At 66.5% G+C, this 18,951-nt stretch carries 18 protein-coding genes; 8 read left to right on the top strand and 10 right to left on the bottom strand.

Annotated features, from left to right (window positions below):
• Window positions 1-22: 22 nt before the first annotated feature.
• The 3 genes from KAJ83_RS06430 to KAJ83_RS06420 all read right to left on the bottom strand — a co-directional run bounded on the left by KAJ83_RS06430 (window position 23) and on the right by KAJ83_RS06420 (window position 2,637).
• Window positions 23-739: a DUF6134 family protein gene (locus KAJ83_RS06430; protein WP_210681200.1), complete on the bottom strand. Its 717-nt coding sequence runs from the start codon at window positions 737-739 to the stop codon at window positions 23-25.
• Between the two features lie 110 nt (window positions 740-849).
• Window positions 850-2,079: a glycerophosphodiester phosphodiesterase family protein gene (locus KAJ83_RS06425; protein WP_210681199.1), complete on the bottom strand. Its 1,230-nt coding sequence runs from the start codon at window positions 2,077-2,079 to the stop codon at window positions 850-852.
• Window positions 2,080-2,187: 108 nt separating this feature from the next.
• On the bottom strand, window positions 2,188-2,637 hold the full coding sequence (locus KAJ83_RS06420) for an acyl-CoA thioesterase (RefSeq protein ID WP_210681198.1): 450 nt from the start codon (window positions 2,635-2,637) through the stop codon (window positions 2,188-2,190).
• A gap of 641 nt (window positions 2,638-3,278) precedes the next feature.
• Here KAJ83_RS06420 and KAJ83_RS06415 point away from each other — a divergent pair.
• The 5 genes from KAJ83_RS06415 (at window position 3,279) to KAJ83_RS06395 (ending at window position 8,030) form a co-directional block, all read left to right on the top strand.
• Window positions 3,279-4,487, top strand: a complete 1,209-nt coding sequence (locus KAJ83_RS06415) for an ABC transporter substrate-binding protein (RefSeq protein ID WP_343221961.1) — start codon at window positions 3,279-3,281, stop codon at window positions 4,485-4,487.
• A 107-nt stretch (window positions 4,488-4,594) separates the two neighbouring features.
• Entirely contained in the window at window positions 4,595-5,506 is a 912-nt protein-coding gene (locus KAJ83_RS06410) for a branched-chain amino acid ABC transporter permease (RefSeq protein WP_210681197.1), read from the top strand.
• 27 nt (window positions 5,507-5,533) lie between these two features.
• Window positions 5,534-6,550, top strand: coding sequence for a branched-chain amino acid ABC transporter permease (locus tag KAJ83_RS06405; protein WP_210681196.1), 1,017 nt, complete (start codon window positions 5,534-5,536; stop codon window positions 6,548-6,550).
• Window positions 6,547-7,299 (top strand): ABC transporter ATP-binding protein, encoded by a 753-nt coding sequence (locus KAJ83_RS06400; RefSeq protein WP_210681195.1) that lies wholly within the window; start codon window positions 6,547-6,549, stop codon window positions 7,297-7,299. The genes KAJ83_RS06405 and KAJ83_RS06400 overlap by 4 nt, the downstream gene beginning before the upstream one ends.
• 11 nt (window positions 7,300-7,310) lie before the next feature.
• The gene (locus tag KAJ83_RS06395) at window positions 7,311-8,030 is read left to right on the top strand and encodes an ABC transporter ATP-binding protein (protein ID WP_210681194.1); all 720 of its coding nucleotides are present in this window, start codon (window positions 7,311-7,313) and stop codon (window positions 8,028-8,030) included.
• Window positions 8,031-8,054: 24 nt separating this feature from the next.
• Here KAJ83_RS06395 and phnE (KAJ83_RS06390) read toward each other — a convergent pair whose 3' ends face one another.
• From phnE (KAJ83_RS06390) to phnC, 4 genes are all read right to left on the bottom strand, one after another.
• Complete coding sequence (phnE, locus tag KAJ83_RS06390) at window positions 8,055-9,404, bottom strand: phosphonate ABC transporter, permease protein PhnE (protein WP_210681193.1); 1,350 nt, start codon at window positions 9,402-9,404, stop codon at window positions 8,055-8,057.
• Between the two features lie 19 nt (window positions 9,405-9,423).
• Window positions 9,424-10,302: a phosphonate ABC transporter, permease protein PhnE gene (gene phnE / locus KAJ83_RS06385; protein WP_210681192.1), complete on the bottom strand. Its 879-nt coding sequence runs from the start codon at window positions 10,300-10,302 to the stop codon at window positions 9,424-9,426.
• 85 nt (window positions 10,303-10,387) lie between these two features.
• Complete coding sequence (gene phnD / locus KAJ83_RS06380; RefSeq protein WP_210681191.1) at window positions 10,388-11,314, bottom strand: phosphonate ABC transporter substrate-binding protein; 927 nt, start codon at window positions 11,312-11,314, stop codon at window positions 10,388-10,390.
• A gap of 174 nt (window positions 11,315-11,488) precedes the next feature.
• Entirely contained in the window at window positions 11,489-12,343 is an 855-nt protein-coding gene (phnC, locus tag KAJ83_RS06375) for a phosphonate ABC transporter ATP-binding protein (protein WP_210681190.1), read from the bottom strand.
• 328 nt (window positions 12,344-12,671) lie between these two features.
• On the opposite strand from phnC, the gene KAJ83_RS06370 reads away from it, so the two are divergent.
• Window positions 12,672-12,932, top strand: a complete 261-nt coding sequence (locus tag KAJ83_RS06370) for a hypothetical protein (RefSeq protein ID WP_210681189.1) — start codon at window positions 12,672-12,674, stop codon at window positions 12,930-12,932.
• A gap of 27 nt (window positions 12,933-12,959) precedes the next feature.
• On the opposite strand, the gene KAJ83_RS06365 is transcribed toward KAJ83_RS06370, so the two are convergent.
• Window positions 12,960-13,607, bottom strand: coding sequence for a LysE family transporter (locus tag KAJ83_RS06365; RefSeq protein WP_210681188.1), 648 nt, complete (start codon window positions 13,605-13,607; stop codon window positions 12,960-12,962).
• 27 nt (window positions 13,608-13,634) lie between these two features.
• The gene (doeB, locus tag KAJ83_RS06360) at window positions 13,635-14,639 is read right to left on the bottom strand and encodes a N(2)-acetyl-L-2,4-diaminobutanoate deacetylase DoeB (protein ID WP_210681187.1); all 1,005 of its coding nucleotides are present in this window, start codon (window positions 14,637-14,639) and stop codon (window positions 13,635-13,637) included.
• Window positions 14,640-14,859: 220 nt separating this feature from the next.
• On the opposite strand from doeB, the gene KAJ83_RS06355 reads away from it, so the two are divergent.
• Together KAJ83_RS06355 and KAJ83_RS06350 are read left to right on the top strand one after the other, a co-directional pair.
• Window positions 14,860-15,111, top strand: a complete 252-nt coding sequence (locus KAJ83_RS06355; protein WP_210681186.1) for a hypothetical protein — start codon at window positions 14,860-14,862, stop codon at window positions 15,109-15,111.
• Window positions 15,112-15,180: 69 nt separating this feature from the next.
• Window positions 15,181-17,247, top strand: a complete 2,067-nt coding sequence (locus KAJ83_RS06350; RefSeq protein ID WP_210681185.1) for a 4Fe-4S dicluster domain-containing protein — start codon at window positions 15,181-15,183, stop codon at window positions 17,245-17,247.
• A 28-nt stretch (window positions 17,248-17,275) separates the two neighbouring features.
• On the opposite strand, the gene KAJ83_RS06345 is transcribed toward KAJ83_RS06350, so the two are convergent.
• A complete protein-coding gene (locus KAJ83_RS06345; RefSeq protein WP_210681184.1) occupies window positions 17,276-18,940 on the bottom strand; it encodes a heparinase II/III family protein in 1,665 nt (554 codons plus the stop codon).
• Window positions 18,941-18,951 lie beyond the last annotated feature (11 nt).

Raw genomic sequence — 18,951 nt, 5'->3', positions numbered from 1 at the left:
CCGACCGATCGGCCGTCGGCGACTACTCCTCCTCCATCGCCATCCTGCGGATGTCCAAGGTGGTGCCCATCCGATCGACGACGGCCCGTTGCAGCAGACCTTCCGCGTCGAACCAGAGGGTCGCCGTTTCGTAAGGTGTCTCGATATAAACGCCCTCCAGGACGACGGTCTCGCCGTCCGGCCCCTCTATCCGCCTATCCTCGGCCGGCTCGGTCGTGCGCTCGAAGGGTTCCCCCTCCACCACATGCAGAACGCGCGTGCGTTTCAGCAACTGACGACGCCATAGCTCCGTGCTCGGCACAATGTCGGAGACCGCCTCCGCCTCCTCGCCATTGTGGGTATAGCGGAAGACATCGCCATCGGCCCTGCCGGAGACCTCGTGATGCTCCCCATCCTCGGTGCTGTCGGAATCCAGGGCGACGAGACGGGCCCCCTCATAAGTCTCCCGCGCTTCGAGGTGAAGGGTGTAGACATCGACGCCCAGCAATTCGACATCGATCTCATAGCGGATATCGACCTGCCAGCGTGCCTCGCCGACCTTGCGGATTCGGCCCTCCCCGATGCCGACACGCTGCTCATCCACAAGAAACTCGTATTTGAGCGCGCGATTATCGATATCGCCGAAAAGCAGTCGCGCGTCGGCGGCGTCACCGGTTCCACCATCGGCCTGGGCCGGCCCGAAGGGAACGCCCATCGCGATCAGCGCCAGCGCCGCCGCGCCGATCAAGAAAAGACGCATTACTCCACCCCCGTTTCGCTCTCCTAAAGGGTCACGGGGGAAACCGCCCTCCGTCAAGCTGTAAAACGTGGCATCGCTCGCGTCGTTCGTTCGGGGGGAGGGGCGTTCGCTTATTCCAACATGCAACTCGCATAGAAACTGACGGTCGCCGGCCAATCGCTGAAGACGCCGATCACGCCAACGTCCCGCGCCAGCACGTCGAGGACCGTCAGCATGTCGCCGTCATCGTCGATCGCCTCCGAGACGCTGCGATAATACCACCCGCCGCCGTTCGCGAGCGGGCCGGAACGCTCCAGCGACCAGGTCACGATATCGAGCCCCGCCGCCTTCGCCGCGCGCGCATAGGCCGACGGCACGATGCGCCCGTCCTTCAGGTCGAGCAGCACCCAGATCGGCGGCGCCACGATGCGCACGCCGGACGCCGCGAGACCCGGCAGCCTTTCGATCGCGCCCGCCATGCCGAGATCCCCCCACGGGCCGGAATCGAGGAACACGGCACGGTCCGCGAAGACCGGGTGGTTCGCGATCCAATGACGCAGGATGTCGGGATCGAAACTCTGCGGCATGACACGCTCGGCCGGAACGCCGGCGGCCTCGTATTCCGCCAGCATCTTGTCGGCATAGTCGCCATAGCTGAAGTCAGCGTCGAACGGCATCGTCACCTCCGGCGCCTTCAATTCCGGCGTCATGGCGACGCCGAGCGATTGGAAGAGCCCGATGCTCTGCGCATGGGTCATCAAGGTGCCCGGGGCGTGCAGATCGGTCCGCCATGACTCCGTCGCGTCCATATAGCCCGCCACGTCGGTCGCCATCGGGTCGGCCGCGTCCATCTTCCCTTGGAGGCTCAGGAACTCGTCGCGCGTCAGGTCACTGGTACAGCATTCCGCCGTCGCCTGCCGCCCGGTCGTGGGATCGGCCGGAACGAAGGGCTGGCGGCAGCGCGCGGCGAGTGGCGTCGCCAGAATATTGGTCGTGCGGTGCAGGTCGCACTGGGAATGACGGCAGACCAACGCGCGATCCTTCGTGAAGGTGACATCGCATTCGAGAACGCCCGCCCCCTGGCGATAGGCGGCCAGGTAGGATTCCTTCGTATGCTCAGGAAACTGCAGGGGCGCGCCGCGATGGGAGATGGAGAAGGCGGTGCGCGCGACGGGGCGGCCGACACAGGCCGATAGGCGCCGTTTCAGCGCCCCCTCCTCCAGCCGGTCCAGGAGATGAAGCGGCCGCACCCCGACCTCCACCGGGTCGTCGGCATGGGCGGACGGCGTCCCCATGCCGGCAAGGGCGCCGGCAAGGGCGCACAGCAACAAGAACAGTACCGATCGTAACGACTGACGCACGTGCTTCACGGCTCCCGACGGCCCGATGGGCGGGAAGGACGGCAGTCTAGCCCATCGCCGATGACGTGCCGATGACGCCCCACCGAGACGCACTGACCGGCGCGGCGATCAATCGATCTCCGCCTCCGTGATGGTCAGTTCACGGGCCTTCGTCACCTTGTCCTCCGGCAAGGGCAGGGTCTTGCTCGTCTCCAGGCTCGCCAGCACCGCGGTCATGTCGGCGCTGGCGATCAGCGCGCCACTCTCCACGTCCAACATACGATGGATGAAACGGAAATGCTTGCCGCCCACGGCAATGAAGCCGGAACGAATGGTGACGAGTTCCCCGCCCTTCAACTCACGCACATATTGAAAGCTTTGGCGAACGACGGCGATGCGCTGCCCATCCGCCTTGACGCCGCGCGGGGTCAGACCGATCGAATGCATCAGGAACCATGTCGCCTGATCGAAACGTTCGATATAAAGACGGGAGTTCATCGTCGATTCCGGGTCGTACTCGGCCGCCAGGACCGCCCCCCGGAAGGTTTCCGTCCAGTTCTCGCTTAAATTCTCCGCCATGCTGGTCGCTCCCTTCGTCTCGAATTCTCCTCGCGGACAGACCGGATCGTCCGACGGCAACCAAATGTTTATGCATCATAATGCAGTAGATGCCCCGCTCCAAGCAGTCCCTCTCGCCAGGAGTAGCAAACCCGGCTGAATGTCCGGTCTTGCGGCGTCTCAATATGTGCAATATAGTTCATGACTCTGGGTTCTCAATAGGGACCCACGGCCCACCCACCAATGGCGCCCTCGGCATTGTTTTAAATTTAAAATATTGCCAAGGAATAGTGGATCGGGTCATGGTTGGGCGATGTCCGCGACCGGATGCGGTGGGGTACCGTGCCCCATGCACCGTGCTCGGCCGGGGAGCGCCCGAAGCGGTCGGCAAGAACCGCGCTGGAACGGATATATGCGGGTCTGAAGGGGGCAGAGGCGCCACGCACGGATGGCTGGCTGCACGGAAGGGGGACATGGCGGCGGGGCCGCATGTCCGTCATACGGCTTGGAGCATGCGACCACGGCGTTCGCCGGCTCGATCCTCTTCGAAAAACAACCCGTTCGCACGAATGGTGCGTGCCCGCCGGATAACCGGCGGACCCGTGCCGGGACAACAGGCGCGCCTTCCATCGAGGTCGCGTACAGTCTGGGAGAAACGACAAGTGAGCACGAGGAAGACATATTCGCGTCGCGGGGCCCTCGGCCTCATGGGCGCCGCCGCGGGCGTCGGCACGCTCGCCGGCTTCACGCCGACCAAGTTCGCGATCGGCCAGCAGGCCAAGGTGCGCGTCGGCACCCTGCTGCCCTATAGCGGCACTTACGCCCGCCTGGGCGAGGCCATCACCAACGCCATGCAGATGCGCTTCGCGCAATCGAAGGAGATGATCGGATCGCGCGAGATCGAACTGATCAAGCTCGATTCCGAGGCCGCCCCCCCGAAGGCGACCGAGAACACCTCCAAGCTGATCAACAGCGAGAAGGTCGATTTCCTGGTCGGCCCCGTCCATTCGGGCGTGGCCATGGCGATGGCCAAGATCGCGCGCGAGGAAGGGGTGATGACGATCATCCCGAATGCCGGCGCCGATCAGATCACCGGCCCGCTGTGCGCGCCGAACATCTTCCGTTCCTCCTTCTCGAACTGGCAGCCGGGCTATCCGATGGGCCGGGTCCTGGGTGCCGAGGGCAAGAAGCGCGTGGTCCTGTGCTATTGGAACTACGGCGCCGGTCAGCAATCGGCCCAGGGCTTCAAGGACGGCTTCGCGGAAAGCGGCGGCGAGATCATCAAGGAAATCGGCGTCCCCTTCCCGGAGGTCGAGTTCCAGTCGGTGCTGAGCGAGATCGCCTCGCTGAAGCCGGATGCGGTCTACACCTTCTTCGCCGGCGGCGGCGCGGTGAAGTTCGTGAAGGACTGGGCGGCGGCCGGCCTGAAGGATTCGGGGATCGAGCTCACCGGCTCGGGCTTCCTGACCGAGGGCGTGACCGAGGCGCAGGGCGCGGCGGCCGAGGGGCTGCGCACGACGCTGCACTATGCCGACACGCTCGATAACGACGTCAACAACGTGTTCCGTCGGAACTACAAGGAAATGTGGGGCTCGGAAGCCGACGTCTACGCCGTTCAAGGCTATGACGCGGCCGAGATGATCCGCGTCGCCCTGGAGGCCACCGACGGCGACACGGGCGCCAAGGACGACATGATCAAGGCGATCGAGAACACGGTCTATGACAGCCCGCGCGGTCCCTTCAAGCTGTCCGCCGCGCACAACCCGGTGCAGAACTTCTATCTGCGCAAGGTCGTAAACGGCGTCAACGAGGTCCAGAGCATCGCCGTCGAGGCGCTGTCCGACCCGGCGAAAGGCTGCCGCCTGGGCTGAGGCCGACGCTTTACGGCACCAGTTCCGGCGTATAAACGACCCGGCCGTGGGCCCAAGGCTCACGGCCGGGTTTTTAGAGGATCGCGAGGCGCGGGAAGCAGGATTCGATGGATCTCACGTTACTGCTCATCCAATTGCTGAACGGCGTTCAGTACGGGCTGCTGCTGTTCCTGATCGCCAGTGGCCTGACGATCGTTTTCGGCATCATGGGCGTCATCAATCTGGCGCACGGGTCCTTCTACATGGTCGGGGCCTATCTCGCCTGGTCGCTGACCGCCTGGACGGGCAGCATCTTCTGGGCGCTGCTGCTCGGCGTGCCGCTGGCGGCGATGCTCGGCCTATTGGTGGAGCGGCTTTTCATCGTCCACCTCTATAACCGCGACCATCTGCAACAGGTGCTGCTGACTTTCGGGCTGATCCTGATCTTTAACGAGATGCAGTCGATCATCTGGGGCGACGATCCGCACAGCGTGCCCAAGCCGGACTTCCTGCAGTTCTCCATCCCGCTGACGGAGGTTCAGTCCTATCCCGCCTACAATCTGTTCCTGGCGGCGGTCTGTCTCGTGCTCGCGGGCGTCATGTATTGGGTCGTGCAGAAGACGCGGCTCGGCATGCGCATCCGCGCCGGTTCCTCCAATCCGGAGATGATCCAGGCGCTCGGCATCAACACCAAGGTTCTGTTCGCCACCGTGTTCTCGATCGGAACGACGATGGCCGCGCTCGCCGGCCTGCTGGCCGCGCCGGAGCGCTCCGTCTATCCCGGTATCGGCGAGCAGGTGCTGATCATCAGCTTCGTCGTCGTCGTGATCGGCGGTATCGGCTCGATCAAGGGGGCCTTCGTCGGCGCCATGATGATCGGCCTGATGGACAGTCTCGGCGCGACGATCCTGCGCGCCTTCGACGACGTTGAACTGATGAGCGGCCTCAGCGTCGATAATCTCACCTCCGTCACGGTCTACGCGTTGATGGCCGCGATCCTGCTGTGGCGGCCGGCCGGCCTCTACGGCCGGGCGCATTAGGCGACACGAAGGAGGCATGCGGACATCATGACCGTCGTCCCCCGCTGGCCCGCGCTCCTGCTGCTCGCCGCCGTGGCGATCGGGCTGGCCCTCGTCCCGGTCTTTGGCGAGACCTACGCGATCAAGGTCGCCACGCGCATGATCGTCTTCGCGATCTTCGCGATGAGCCTCGATCTGCTGCTCGGCTATACCGGGCTGGTCAGCTTCGGCCACGCGGCCTTCTTCGGGCTCGCGGCCTATACGCTGCAGATCTATTCCCCGGAATACGAGGCGGTGAACATCGCCCTCGCCCTGCCGGTCGTGATCGGCGTGACGGCCTTCGTCGGCGCGTTGATCGGCGCGCTCGTCGTGCGCACCAGCGGCATCTACTTCATCATGGTGACGCTCGCCTTCGCGCAGATGATGTTCTACTTCTTCCACGACAGCCAGATCGCGGGCGGCAGCGACGGCGCCTATATCTGGGTGAAGCCGGTCCTGGCGGTGGGCGAAACCATCCTGATCGACTTCGAGGATCGCGCGACGCTGCTCTGGTTCGCGCTGGGGCTGATGCTGGCGGTCTATGGCCTTCTCATCATGCTGCTGCGCTCGCCCTTCGGGCAGGTCATCCAGGGCATCAAGGTGAACGAACACCGGATGCGCGCGCTCGGCTACGACACCTATCGCTACAAGCTCGTCAGCTACGTGATCTCGGCCGCCGTCGCCTCGCTCGCCGGGTTCGTCTATGCCTGCATCGACGGCTATATCTCGCCGGAACTGCTCGGCTGGAAGGAAAGCGGGATCGGCCTCGCCATGGTCATTCTCGGCGGCATGGGGACGCTGTTCGGCCCGATCGTCGGCGCGGTCGCCTTCATCGGGGTCGAGGAACTGGCGCGCGAGCGCGAGCTGGTCGGCTTCCTCGCCGATCACTTCCAGATCATCATGGGCTGTTTCGTGATCGCCGTCGTCCTGATGCTGCGCAACGGGCTCGCCGGCTCACTCGGCGGCGCTCCGCGCGCCAAGCCCGACCCGGTCGAAACCGAGGTGCCCGGGGGAGAGAAGCCATGAGCGATCCCGTCCTCGCGACCAGGGGCGTCTCGAAGAGCTTCGGCGGCCTGCATGCGGTGCGCGACGTCACGCTCGACTTCCACACCGGCCAGGTCGATGTGGTGATCGGCCCGAACGGCGCGGGCAAGACGACGCTGATCAATCTGCTCTCCGGCGATCTGCCGCCGAGCGCCGGGCGCATCGCCTTCCGCGGCCGGGACATCACGACCATGCCGCCGCACCGGATCAGCCAACTCGGCATCGGGCGCAGCTATCAGCGCACCAACATCTTCCCCGAATTCACCTGCATGCGGAATGTCTGGCTCGCGGCCCAGTCGCGCATGCGTTCCTCCATGCGCTTCATCCGCCCGGCCCATCACCGCAAGGATGTGGCGGCGCGCGCGGAACGCGCGATCGATCTGGCCGGCCTTTCCCATCGCGCCGATACCGTGGCCGCCACCGTCAGCCATGGCGAGCAACGCCAGCTCGAGGTCGCCATGCTGCTGGCGACGGAGCCGGAGGTGCTGCTGCTGGACGAGCCGCTGGCGGGCATGGGGCCGGAGGAGACGGCGAATATCGTCGCCCTGATCAACCGCCTGAAGGCGACGCATTGCGTCGTGCTGATTGAGCACGACATGGACGCGGTCTTCGCCGTCGCGGACCGGTTGACGGTGATGGTCAACGGCACGGTTCTGGAAACCGGCACGCCCGACCAGATCCGCGAAAGCCAGACCGTGCGCGAAGCCTATCTCGGCGATGAGATGATTTGAGGAAACGGCCGATGAGCGAGTCAGAAACCGTCCTCTCCTTCGACGCCGTGCATACCTATTACGGCCAGAGCCATATCCTGCGCGGCGTGAGCTTTCGCCTGGCGCGCGGCGAATGCGTCAGCCTGATGGGCCGCAACGGCATGGGCAAGTCCACGACCCTGCGCACCGCGATGGGTCTCGTCCCGCCCGTGCGCGGCCAGGTCGCGCATTTCGGCGTCGGCGCCAACGGGCGTCCTTCCTACAAATCCGCCAATGCCGGTATCGCCTTCGTGCCGGAGGGGCGCGGCATCTTCCCGAACCTGACGGTGCGCGAGAACCTGATGGTCGCCGCCCGGCCGGGACGGGAAGGGCGGACCGACTGGACACTGGAGCGCGTGCTCGCCCTCTTCCCCCGGCTGGCGGAACGGATCGACAATTGGGGCAACAACCTCTCCGGCGGCGAGCAGCAGATGCTGACCATCGGCCGCGCCCTGATGACGAACCCGTCGGTGCTGTTGCTGGACGAGGCGACGGAGGGGCTGGCGCCACTGATCCGCGAGGAGATCTGGCGCGTGCTGGGCGAGATCAAGGCGACGGGCATCGCCTGCCTGGTCGTCGACAAGAACGTCAAGCGACTGGTCGAAATCTGCGACCGGCACCTGTTGCTGGTGAAGGGCGAATTGGTCTTCGACGGCAACGGCGAAGATCTGATGGCCGATCAGGATTTCCTGCACCGCCATCTGGGCGTCTGATATCCGCGCGCCTCCCGCCTCTCCTTAGGCGTCCGTAATCAGCTTGCGGCGCAGCCAGCCGGAGAAGATATCCATCGCGATCACCACCGCGATGGTCAGCAGGATGATATAGAAGGTGTTCTCCCAATCCACGCCGGTGCGTAGCGTCTCCACCAGCTTGAGCCCGATGCCACCGGCGCCGAGGGCGCCGATGATCGTCGCGGATCGCGTGTTGGATTCGAGATAATAGAGCGACTGCGCGACGAAGATCGGCAATATCTGCGGGATTACCCCGAAACGATAGCGCTGCACCGGGGAGGCGCCGGTCGATTTGACGCCGTCCACCTGCTTGCCGTCGATATTCTCGATCGCCTCCGAGAACAACTTGCCGAGCGTGCCGGTATCCGTGAAGGCGATCGCCATGATACCGGTCAGCGGTCCCAGCCCAAAGGCGCGAATGAAGATCAGCGACCAGACCAGCATGTCGATGCCGCGCAGGAAGTCGAAGACGCGCCGCACCGCCATGCGACTGGCCATCACCGGATTGAAGTTGCGCGCGGCCAGGAAGGCGAGCGGCAGCCCCACGATCGAGGCGACGAGCGTCCCCAGAAGCGCCATCAGGATGGTTTCCAGCAGCGCCTTGAAGACGTCGCCATGCTGCCATTCCTTGTTGGTCCAGAAGTTGGAGAAGATCAGCGCCCGGTTGGATATCCCTTCCTCGATCTGAGGCTGGCTTCCCGCATAGGCCCAGGCCTGCATCAGGCCCATGCCGTGATAGGGGCTATCGTAATCGAACCAGAAATTCTCCCAGCCCACGAAATAGCGGTGAAGCTCGATCCGGGTCCGGGTGATCCGCACGCGCTGGAACAGGGTCGGGCGGGCCTCGAAGCGGCGGTCGTTGACCTTCACCCAATCCGGCCGGGAACCCGTCGCCTCGACCGTGCCGTCCTCCAGAACCCGCGCCTCCACCGGGCCGTCGAGGCCGGGGCCGGTCAGCGTCAGAGTCCTCCCCTCGATCACCGCCCGGTAGCCGTCGCCGAGATCGACCGCGGCGCCGGTTTCGGTGCGCACGACCCAATCCGGGTCCTCGCGGAAGCCGCCTTGGCGCGCGCCCTCGATGCTGATTTCCAGCGGCGCCCCGGCATCGCGCAGATCCTCGGTCACGTGAACCTTATAGGCGAAACTGTCGAGCGCCAGAATCGCCGCCCGGTCGAAGCGCGACTGCTGGACCAGCGACGTCATGTCGAAGGCGATCCACGCATAGACCAGATAGACGAGCACACCGAGCGCGAGGCCGACCGGCCAGAATATCTGGCGGCGCGAGCGCGCAAGGACAGCGGCGAAGCGCCGGTCGATCTCGTCCGTGCCGAGCGTCGTAGCGGAAGCGGTGGTCATGGCGCGTCCCCTTCCCCGCTCAGACGTGACCCACGCCATCGCCGGTAAGCCGGCGACGCAGGGTGCTGGAAATCTGATCGATCGCGACGATGGCGAGGAACAGCAGCACGAAGAGCGCGGAGGTCTCCGCCCCCTGGGTCCAGCCGATCGCCTTGCGCAGTTCCTGCCCGATGCCGCCCGCGCCGACGAAACCGAGGATGGCGGAGGCCCGGATGTTGATCTCGAAGCGCATCAGCAGATAGCTCGTATAATTCGGCAGGACCTGTGGCAGCACGCCGTAGCGCATGCGCTGGGTCCAGTTGGCCCCGGCCGCCGCAAGGCCGTCGAGCGGCCCGCGGTCGATATTCTCGTTCACCTCCGAGAACTGCTTGCCGAGCGCGCCGGCGGTGTGGAAGGCGACCGCGATGATCGCCGGCACCGGGCTCGCCCCCAGCACGAAGATCAGGAAGAGCGCCAGGATCAGTTCCGGGAAGGCGCGCGCGCCGTCCATGAAACGCCGGCAAATCGGAATCAGCGGCGGCCAGACCCCCAGGCCCCGGGTCGAGCAGAAGGCCAGCACCAAGGCCAGCACGCCCCCCAGGATCGTGCCCACGGCGGCCATGTTGACCGTTTCGATCAGGGCCGGCGCGAAATGCAGCAGCAGCGGATACCAGCCCCAGCCGGCCTCGAAGCTCTCCGCCACGATATTGGCGGGATAGTCGAAGAACTTATGCAGACCGCCGATGAAACTGCCGGAATTCATGTCCTCGGCGATGCCGAAGCCGCCGACCATGACGAAAAGCGTCGCGGCGATGAACAAGGCCGTATAGAGCCGGCGCTTGCGCTCCGCCTTGCCGAATTCCTGGTCGATCTGGTCGATCATGCGCGGCGCGTGATCGCCTGGGCTGGTCGCGGTCATGGGGCGCGTCGATCCGTCTTCGGTGAAGACCGAAACCGGCGCCGGGAGGACTTCCCGGCGCCGGCGCGGTAGGGACGATCGGCGATCAATTGCCGATCTTGGCCTTACGGGCCTCGATCACGCTTTCATAGGCGGCGTGGGTGATGGGCGCGATGCCCTTGATCTCACCGGCCATGAAGCCGTAGGCACACTCGGCATCCATCGATTCCAGGCTGGCCAGCAGACCGACCATCTTGGTCTTAACGTCGGTCGGCAGTTCCTTGCGCAGGACGATCGGGCCTTCCGGGATGACGTTGGAACGCCAGATCTCGACCATCTCCGTCATATCGACGAGACCGCTGTCGACCGCCTTGCGGAAGGCACCGCTATTGTAGCCGTCCTCCCAGGCGCCGAGACCGTCGGCCCAGCTCACGCCCGCGTCGTAATCGCCGTTATAGACGCCGACGATGGTCTGCTCATGGCCGCCCGCGAAGACGACGTCGCCGAAGAACTCACCCGGCTTCATGGAATAGCCGGCCTTCGGGATCTCGATCGAGGGGATCAGATAGCCCGAGGTGGAGTTCGGGTCGCCGAAGGCGAAGACCTTGCCTTCGAGATCGGCCAGTTCCGTGATGCCGCTGTCGGCGCGGGCGAAGCCGATCGAATGGTAGCCGTAGCTGCCGTCGACATTGACCTTCACCAGGACGGGCTCGACCGCCTCCGGGTCCTCCAGATAAACGGCGGCATAGCCCGACGCGCCCAACCAGGCCATGTCGATCGTGCCGCCCAGCAGCCCCTCGATCACGCCGTTATAGTCGGCGGGGGCGTAGAGCTTGGTCTCGACGCCGAGCAGTTCCTCGGTCTTGGCCCGGACGCACTCGTTCGAGCGCAGGCGGTCGTTGGCGTTCTCGCCGCCGAGAATGCCGATGCGGAATTCCTCGATTTCCTGGGCCGACGCCGGCGCGACGGCGGTCATGCCGGTCACGGTCGCGGCGAGCGCGGCGACCGCCGCGAGGTTGCGGATCTTGCTCATGATGTTTGCCTCTTTGCCCTCTGTTTCGGATGGCGGCCCGCTGTCGGGGCCGACCCCTTCGTGAGATGTCCGGAACCGGCCGTTCGTGACGACGGCTTGCTTCTTACCGGTCCGGTTCGATCGACCGTTCTTCCGTATCGTTGGGCCGGGCGCCCACGGCCCCGGCCCTTTCGTTCAGAGTCCGACGACCCTTGGCCGCTCGCTCTCGGCGGGTACCGCCGCCGTCCCCGACGCGGCCGCATCCGCGCCCGGGCTAGAGCCCAGGCTGGTGGAGGTCGTGGCCTCGTCGAATTCCTCGCCCGCGCCATAGATGTCGCGCGCGGCGTCCTTGGTCAGATCCTCCGGCGCGCCCTCGAAGACGAGGGCGCCCTTGCGCATGCCGACGATACGCCGGCAGTACTGCCGCGCGGTGTCGAGCGTGTGGAGATTGCAGATGACGGTCAGCCCCTCCTCGCGATTGATGCGCTGGAGCGCGTCCATCACGAGCTTGGCATTGAGCGGGTCGAGCGAGGCGATCGGCTCGTCCGCCAGGATGATCCGGGGGCGCTGAACCAGCGCGCGGGCGATCGCGACGCGCTGCTGCTGGCCGCCGGAGAGGGTGCCCGCCTGCTGCAAGGCCGTCTGCGCGATATCGAGCCGGTCGAGCGCCCGCAGCGCGTCGCGACGATCCTCGTCGGAGAACAGCTTGAAGACGCTTTTCAGCGTGCCGAGACCGTTGAGCCGGCCGAGCATCACATTGGTCAGCACGTCGAGGCGGGGCACCAGATTGAATTGCTGGAAGATCATCGCGCAGTCGCGGCGCCAAGCCAGCAAGTCCTTGCCCTTGAGCGCGGAGACGGACCGGCCGCCATAGGCGATCTCGCCGCTCGTCGGGTCGCTCAACCGGTTGGTCATCTTCAGCAACGTGGATTTCCCCGCGCCGGACCGGCCGATGATGCCGAGCATCTCGCCCTCTTCCACGCGCAGCGTCACCCGGTCGACGGCGGTGACGGAGCCGAAACGTTTAGACACGGACTTGAAGTCGAGCATGCGCGGCTCTCGCTGTCGGCAACCCAATCGCGGAAAAGCCCGTGCCACCCTCCCCAAGGTGGCGCGGCCCCTGTCGCCGTCGCCGACGACGGGCGCATGCTTATCCGAGAGCCTTTACGGTTCGGTGACGGTTTCACGACAACTGAATGATCCGCTATCGGGTCCGCCCATCCAAAATTCCGGAATAAATCTTACAACCAATTGATAATTAACATAAATCTATTCTGGCGCGGCGATATTGCATCGCGTTAGGCTGGTGATAGGGATGGGATTAGGGGAGGGGTATGGCCGGAACGGGCCGCGAGGCAACAGCGGGGGAGACCGACGGATGGCGCGTTCGCGGGAGGAAACGGCGCGGGAGCTTGAACGCCTGCGCCAGATGCATCGTTCGATGCCGGACGAGAAGAACGAGGCGGCCAGGGAACTCGCCGCGACGATCGAAAGATTGCAAGCGGAACTCGGAACGGGCACCGCCGAGGTGCGGGTAAGGACGGGACCGGGTGTCGCGGTCTGGTTGATTATCGCCGTGCTGCTCGGCGGCATCGCCTTCGCCGCCGCCTATTTCGCCGGCAACATGGCGCAAGGGTGAGCGCGCGAATGCGCCCTACCGCTCCCCCTATCGCTCCACCGCCAAGCGCGCGCCGAACAGGATGAAGAGCCCGCCCGCGATCCCCGCCAGCCAGCGCCATGCGCGCTGATAGGCCCGCCGGACCGTGGGCGTGGAGAGGAAGCAGGCGACGGCCGCGTACCAGAGAAGAGAGACGCCCGTCGTCACCCCGACGGTCGAGAGCGCGAGCGCGGCCGACGGGCTCGGCGGCAGGATGGTCGCGAAGATACTGGCGACGAAGATCGCCGTCTTGGGATTGGAGAGATTGGCCGCCAGCCCCCGCGTGAAGCTCCGCCACGCCGTCGCGTCACCCCGCGCGGCGACGGATGGGGCCCCGGCCGCCGTCGTCCCGCCCCAAAGGGCACCACGCAGCAATTGAAGCCCAACCAGGATCAGATATCCCCCGCCGACGACCTTGAAGCCCAGATAAAGCCAGGGCGCCGCCACGAACAGCGCGCTGACCCCCAGTACCCCGGCCGCGCCCCAGGCCGCCGTCCCGCACAGGACGCCCACGACGCAGGCGAGGCCGTGCCGATGGCCGCCCCCGATCGAGGCTCGCGCGATCGCCAGGAAATCCGGCCCGGGGACGAGCGCCGCGGCGCCCCAGATAAGGGCGACGGTCCAAAGCGCGCCGATGCCGTCGACCCCCATGCTCATCCGCCCCCCGCATGCGCTTAGGCGCCTTCAATCCATGTCGCGCCCGAGGATCATCAGGCAATCGCCTACCTTGATCAGCCCCGGGAAATGCCGTTGCAGAACGACACCGTCGATCCGCGCGCGAATTTCCGTCGCGGGCAGATCGGTCCGGTGCAGCGGATAGATCCGCGCCAGCAGATCGCCCTTGGAGACGGCGGCGCCCAGATCGGCCGCGATCTCGAACAGGCCCGGATCGTCGGCGACATGCACGCCGCCTTCCGGCATGTCCATGAAGCGGGTGGCGCCGGGGATGTCGGGCGTGCCCGCGATCATGCCGAAATGCTTCAGGATATTGCGCACCCCACGGTCGGCGATGGCGACGGTCTCCGCGCTGGCGGTGCCGCCGCCGGCAAGCTCGGTGGTGACGAATATCTTGCCCATCGCCTCCACCGCCGTGTCCAGCATCCCGGCGCTGTCCAGTTCGGTCATGATCAGGCCGTAGGGCGCGCCGAACGCCTTCATGGCGGCCAGGCTTCGCGCGCGCTGGTCCGCGTCGGGCAGGTCATGGATCGCCGCGAAGGGCAGGAAGGAAAGCGTGCGCCCCCCCGAATGCAGATCGACCACCGCGTCCGCCGCCGGCACCAGATGGCGATAGACGAAATCCGCGATCATCGGCGTGACCGTGCCGTAACGATCGCCGGGGAAGGAGCGGTTCATATTGCCGCCGTCGATCGGCGAGGTTCGCTTGCCCGCCGTCACCGCGGGCGCGTTCAGCGCGGGCAAGACGATCACCCGGCCGGAGAGTTGTCCCGGATCGGCGGCGAGTTCCCGCACCAGCTTATGCAGCGCGATCTGCCCTTCATATTCGTCGCCGTGATTGCCGGCGGTGAACAGTACCGTGGGGCCGTCGCCGTTGCGGATCGTGGCGACCGGCACCCGCACCGCGCCCCAGGCGGATTCGTCATGGCTGTAAGGGACGGAAAGATAACCGTGCCGCACGCCCTCCGCCTCGATGTCGATGGAGACCGAAACCCGTTCGATATCGTCCGCCATTCCGCTTTACCCTTATCCGTTAGTCGTCTGCCGCGCCCTTCCATCAACACCAATGGCCCGTGGCCGTCAAATCCCCACCGGCCGAACCACCGGACGGAAAAGGTGATTGGTAGGACCACTCATCTCTTGCCAAACGCGCATTACCCGGTCTTTGCTAGGGGTAGCGACCCGGCGAGAATACAAAAGACCGGGCGACGAACGCATAGCCGGGAGGAAACGGATGGAGGTCACGCGACTCTACGCGCTCGACTGTTATCCGGACAAGGACGCGAACCCGTCGGTCGTGATGATCGTCGCGGCGGCGACGGAAGGCGCGGCCGTGCAACTCGCCTTCGACCACCCGAATGCGGTCCAATACGAAGCCATCGCGCTCAACCCCAAGCAGAAGATCCGTCGCGCCGATTCGTTGAAGCCCGGAATCCAGGGATTCGTCGAATGGCGCGCCTTCAAAAGCCTGATTGGAAAGGACTGACCGCGCGGCCCCTTCCGGCGCCAGCGGGTCCGGCGGCGGTCCCGCGCGGCAGCTGAAGGGACGTCCCGCATGAAACTCAACGGCAAGACCGTCCTGATCTGCGACTGCGAGGACACGATGCCGCTGGACGGCGCCAAGTTCGCCAAGGCCTGCGGCCACAAGGCGGGCGAGGCGCCGCCCGTGCATCGCAATCTCTGCCGGCGGGAGCTGGAGCGCTTCGCCCATCTGGTCGGCGACGCGGAGGCGGAGGGGGCGGGCACCCTGGTCGCCTGCACCCAGGAACGCACCGCCTTCGAGGAGGCGTTGAGCGAGACCGGACAGGACCCGGCGCACCCGCCCCTTTTCGCCAATATCCGCGAATATGCGGGCTGGAGCGTGGAGGCCGACAAGGCCCATCCGAAGATCGCCGCGCTGCTGAGCGCCGCCGCGCTGGATCGTCCCGACGTCGCGACGGTGAAGATGGAATCGGCCGGCATCTGCCTGCTCTACGGTGCCGGTCAGGCCGCCGTCGACGCCGCGCGGCAGTTGGAGGGGCGGCTCGACGTCTCGCTTCTGTTGACCGACCCCGGGGATGTCATGCCGCTCGGCATCATGGATTTGCTGGTGGCCCGCGGGCGCGTCGCGGGGGCGAGCGGCCATCTCGGCGGATTCGAGATCGTGGTCGACCGCTATGCCCCGCTCGATCCCGCTTCGCGTGGCGAACTGGCCTGGGGGCGGCCGTCGAACCAGGCCGCCAGCCAATGCGATATCATCCTGGACATGTCGGGGGAGGCGCCGCTCTTCCCCGCGCACGAGAAGCGCGACGGCTATATCCGCGTCGATCCGAGCGACCCGGTCGCGGTGCAGAAGGCGATCCTCCAGGCCAGCGACCTGGTCGGCGAATTCGAGAAGCCGCGCTATGTCGCCTTCGACCCGGATGTCTGCGCGCACAGCCGCGCGCGGGTCACGGGCTGCACGCGCTGCCTGGATGTATGCCCGGCCTCGGCGATCCAGCCGGACGGCGATCATGTGACGATCGACCCCTATGTCTGCGGCGGCTGCGGGGCGTGCAACAGTGTCTGCCCGACGGAGGCGGCGCGCTATGCCTATCCGCGCGACCAGCATCTGCTGACCCGCGTGCGCACGCTGCTCAAGACCTATCTCGACGCGGGCGGGAAACGGCCGACGCTGCTCTTCCATGCGGAAGGGCGCAGCTTCGAGACGATCGAGGCCTCCGCCCGCTTCGGACGCGGCCTGCCCGCCGCGACGATCCCCGTCCCGATCAACGAGCCGACGCAGCTTAACGCGGAGATGCTGATCTCCGCCATCGCCATGGGCGCGCATCGCGTCGTGATCCTGGTGCATCCCACCAAGCGGGACGAACTGGAGGGCCTCGCCCATCAGACCGGCCTGGTCGAGACCATGCTGGGCGGCCTCGGCTATGAAAGCGGATTGGTCGAGGTGCTGACCGCCGCCGATCCCGACGCGCTGGAGGACGCGCTGCATGACAGCCCGGCGGCGCGGCGCAAGCTGTCCATGCCCAAAGCCGCCGCCTTCGCCCCGCAAGAGAGGAAACGCACCAATCTGCGTCTGGCGAGCGCGCATCTGCGCAAGCACGCGCCCGACCCGCGCGATCACATCGCGCTGGCCAAGGGGGCGGCCTTCGGGACGGTGCATGTCGACGTGGCGGGCTGCACGCTCTGCCTCGCCTGCGTGGGGGCGTGCCCGACGGGCGCGCTCGGCGACAATCCGGACATGCCGCAGCTTTCCTTCTCGGAGGATGCCTGCATCCAATGCGGCCTGTGCAAGAACACCTGCCCGGAGAAGGTGATCAGCCTGGAGCCGCGCTACAATTTCCGCGACGACGCCGCCGAACGCCATGTCATAAAGGAGGAGGAGCCGTTCGAGTGCGTGTCCTGCGGCAAGCCCTTCGCCTCCAAGAGCACGATCGAGAAGATGCTCGCGACGCTCGGCGACAAGCATTGGATGTTCAAGGGCGGCCAGATGGAACGCCTCAAGATGTGCGAGGATTGCCGCGTCCAGGCGGTCTTCGATGCGGGCGAGGGAGAAATCTTCCGCGGCGGCGACCGCCCCCGCCCCCGTACCACCGGCGACTATTTCGCCGCCCGCGAGCGCGGCGAGGACATCGACGAATAGGGGCGGCGGCAGGGCGCGCGGGCGCGCCCTATCCCTTCCTCGCCTCGCGCTGCAGGGCCCATTTGACGGTGGCGCCCGCCTCCGTCGTCACCCCGGTCAGGATGAGCTGCTGGCCGCGCCGTCCCTCGCCCCGGCCGAGATAGACGCTGTCCGTCAGCGCCATGTCCGCGCCCGATGCCCGCAGGCGCCATCCCTGGCCGGACGGCGTGCGCAACAGCGCGGCCGTGTGATTATGCAGAAGCGAGACCTGCACCTTCGGATGCAGATGAAAGCGCACCGTGAAGGGATGGCCGGCCTCGCCCTCCAGCGCCTCCTCGCCGCGCAGATCGTCCCCGCCGGCGGCCAGGAACAGGCGGCGGCGATAGGTCAGGCCGAAATTCCGCCAATAGCCGTCATGTCCGGCCTCGATCCAGATATTCTCCTCCGCCTCGCGCCGCTCGCACTCGGTGCGCGCGCGCCGCCGTCCGACGATGCCGCCGCCGCGGGTCAGGATTTCCGTGCTGTTCGTATCGGCGACGCCCAGCACCGAATGGGCCGCCGTCGCGCGCTGGGCCGAGGACCATTCGCCGTCGGGGCGAAGCGCCGCGCCGCAATTGACGATCAGGCGTTCCTGTCCCGCGCTCACCTCCATCGAAAGGGCACCGGCATGGGCATGGCCGTCATAGCCGTCCGCCGGCGGCGCGCCGGTATCGGCCAGCAATGTCAACCGTCCGGCCACCAGACGCTCGAACCCCCCATGCGGCGCGCGTTTCGGGGGACGGCCGCGCGCGTCGGCGAGCGCCAGGACCGCATCGATCTCCGCCGGGTCGCCCTCGCGGCTGTCGTTGAAGAGGGCAAGCCCGCCATCGCCATGGCGGAAGAAGCGCACCATCGGTGCCATCCGGTCGATCGCGGTCTGAAGCGCGGTCGGGACTTCCAACTGCACCGCCCGGAAGACCTCGCGCAGCGCCGTCAGATCCTTGAGCACCGCCACCTGCACGCGCGGACTGCGCGTCGCGTGACAGCCGTCCGGCAGGATCGCGCGGGACACCTCGTCCGCCAGCAGGCCGATCGCGGTCCGGCGTTCCTCCGCCCAGCTCTCCAGGCAGAGCGTCGCCACCACGAAACCGGCGATGCCGGTCAGGCGCCCTTCGTCCCGCCCCTCGTGCCCGGCGACGCGGGCGAGATGGCGGACCTGGCGGCCCAGGCTCTCCAGCAACGCATCGCGATCCGACGCCTCCGCCCCTTCGACCAACCAGGCATAGCGGGTAAGCCACGACCAGACCCGGCGCCCGGTTACGTCCGCGCGCCAGGCGACCGTCTCCGCCTCCAGCTTGCCGGCCTGATCGGCGGCGATCCAATCGGCGACCAGCGCACGGGCCCTGCCCTGCGCCACCTGCCCGCCATGAGCGACCAGATCGTCGAGCCAGCCGAAGCCGTTGGCACTCTCCAGCCAGCCGGGACCGGCGCCGATCGCGCTCCACGGATTGCGGGCCTGGGCGATCCGCTCCCCGGCGAAGACGAAGGCGCCATCGACGATGTCGGCGCCGCGCTCCGGATCGCCGGAGAAGGGCGCGGGCGGCACCAGCATCGGCGGCGGGGCGCGCCGGCCGGTCAGCATCACGCCATAGAGACCGGCCCCGCGCGCGGCCTTGACCGCGCCGTATTTCAGGCCGGACCAAAAGCGGCTGGGCGGTGACGGGTCCTCATCCATGGCGCGCGGCG

It is taken from the genome of Marivibrio halodurans, assembly GCF_017963645.1.
Lineage (GTDB): Bacteria > Pseudomonadota > Alphaproteobacteria > UBA8366 > Aestuariispiraceae > Marivibrio > Marivibrio halodurans.
The sequence above is the reverse complement of the archived record's forward strand: the minus strand, read 5'-3'. Positions and strand labels throughout refer to the sequence as shown.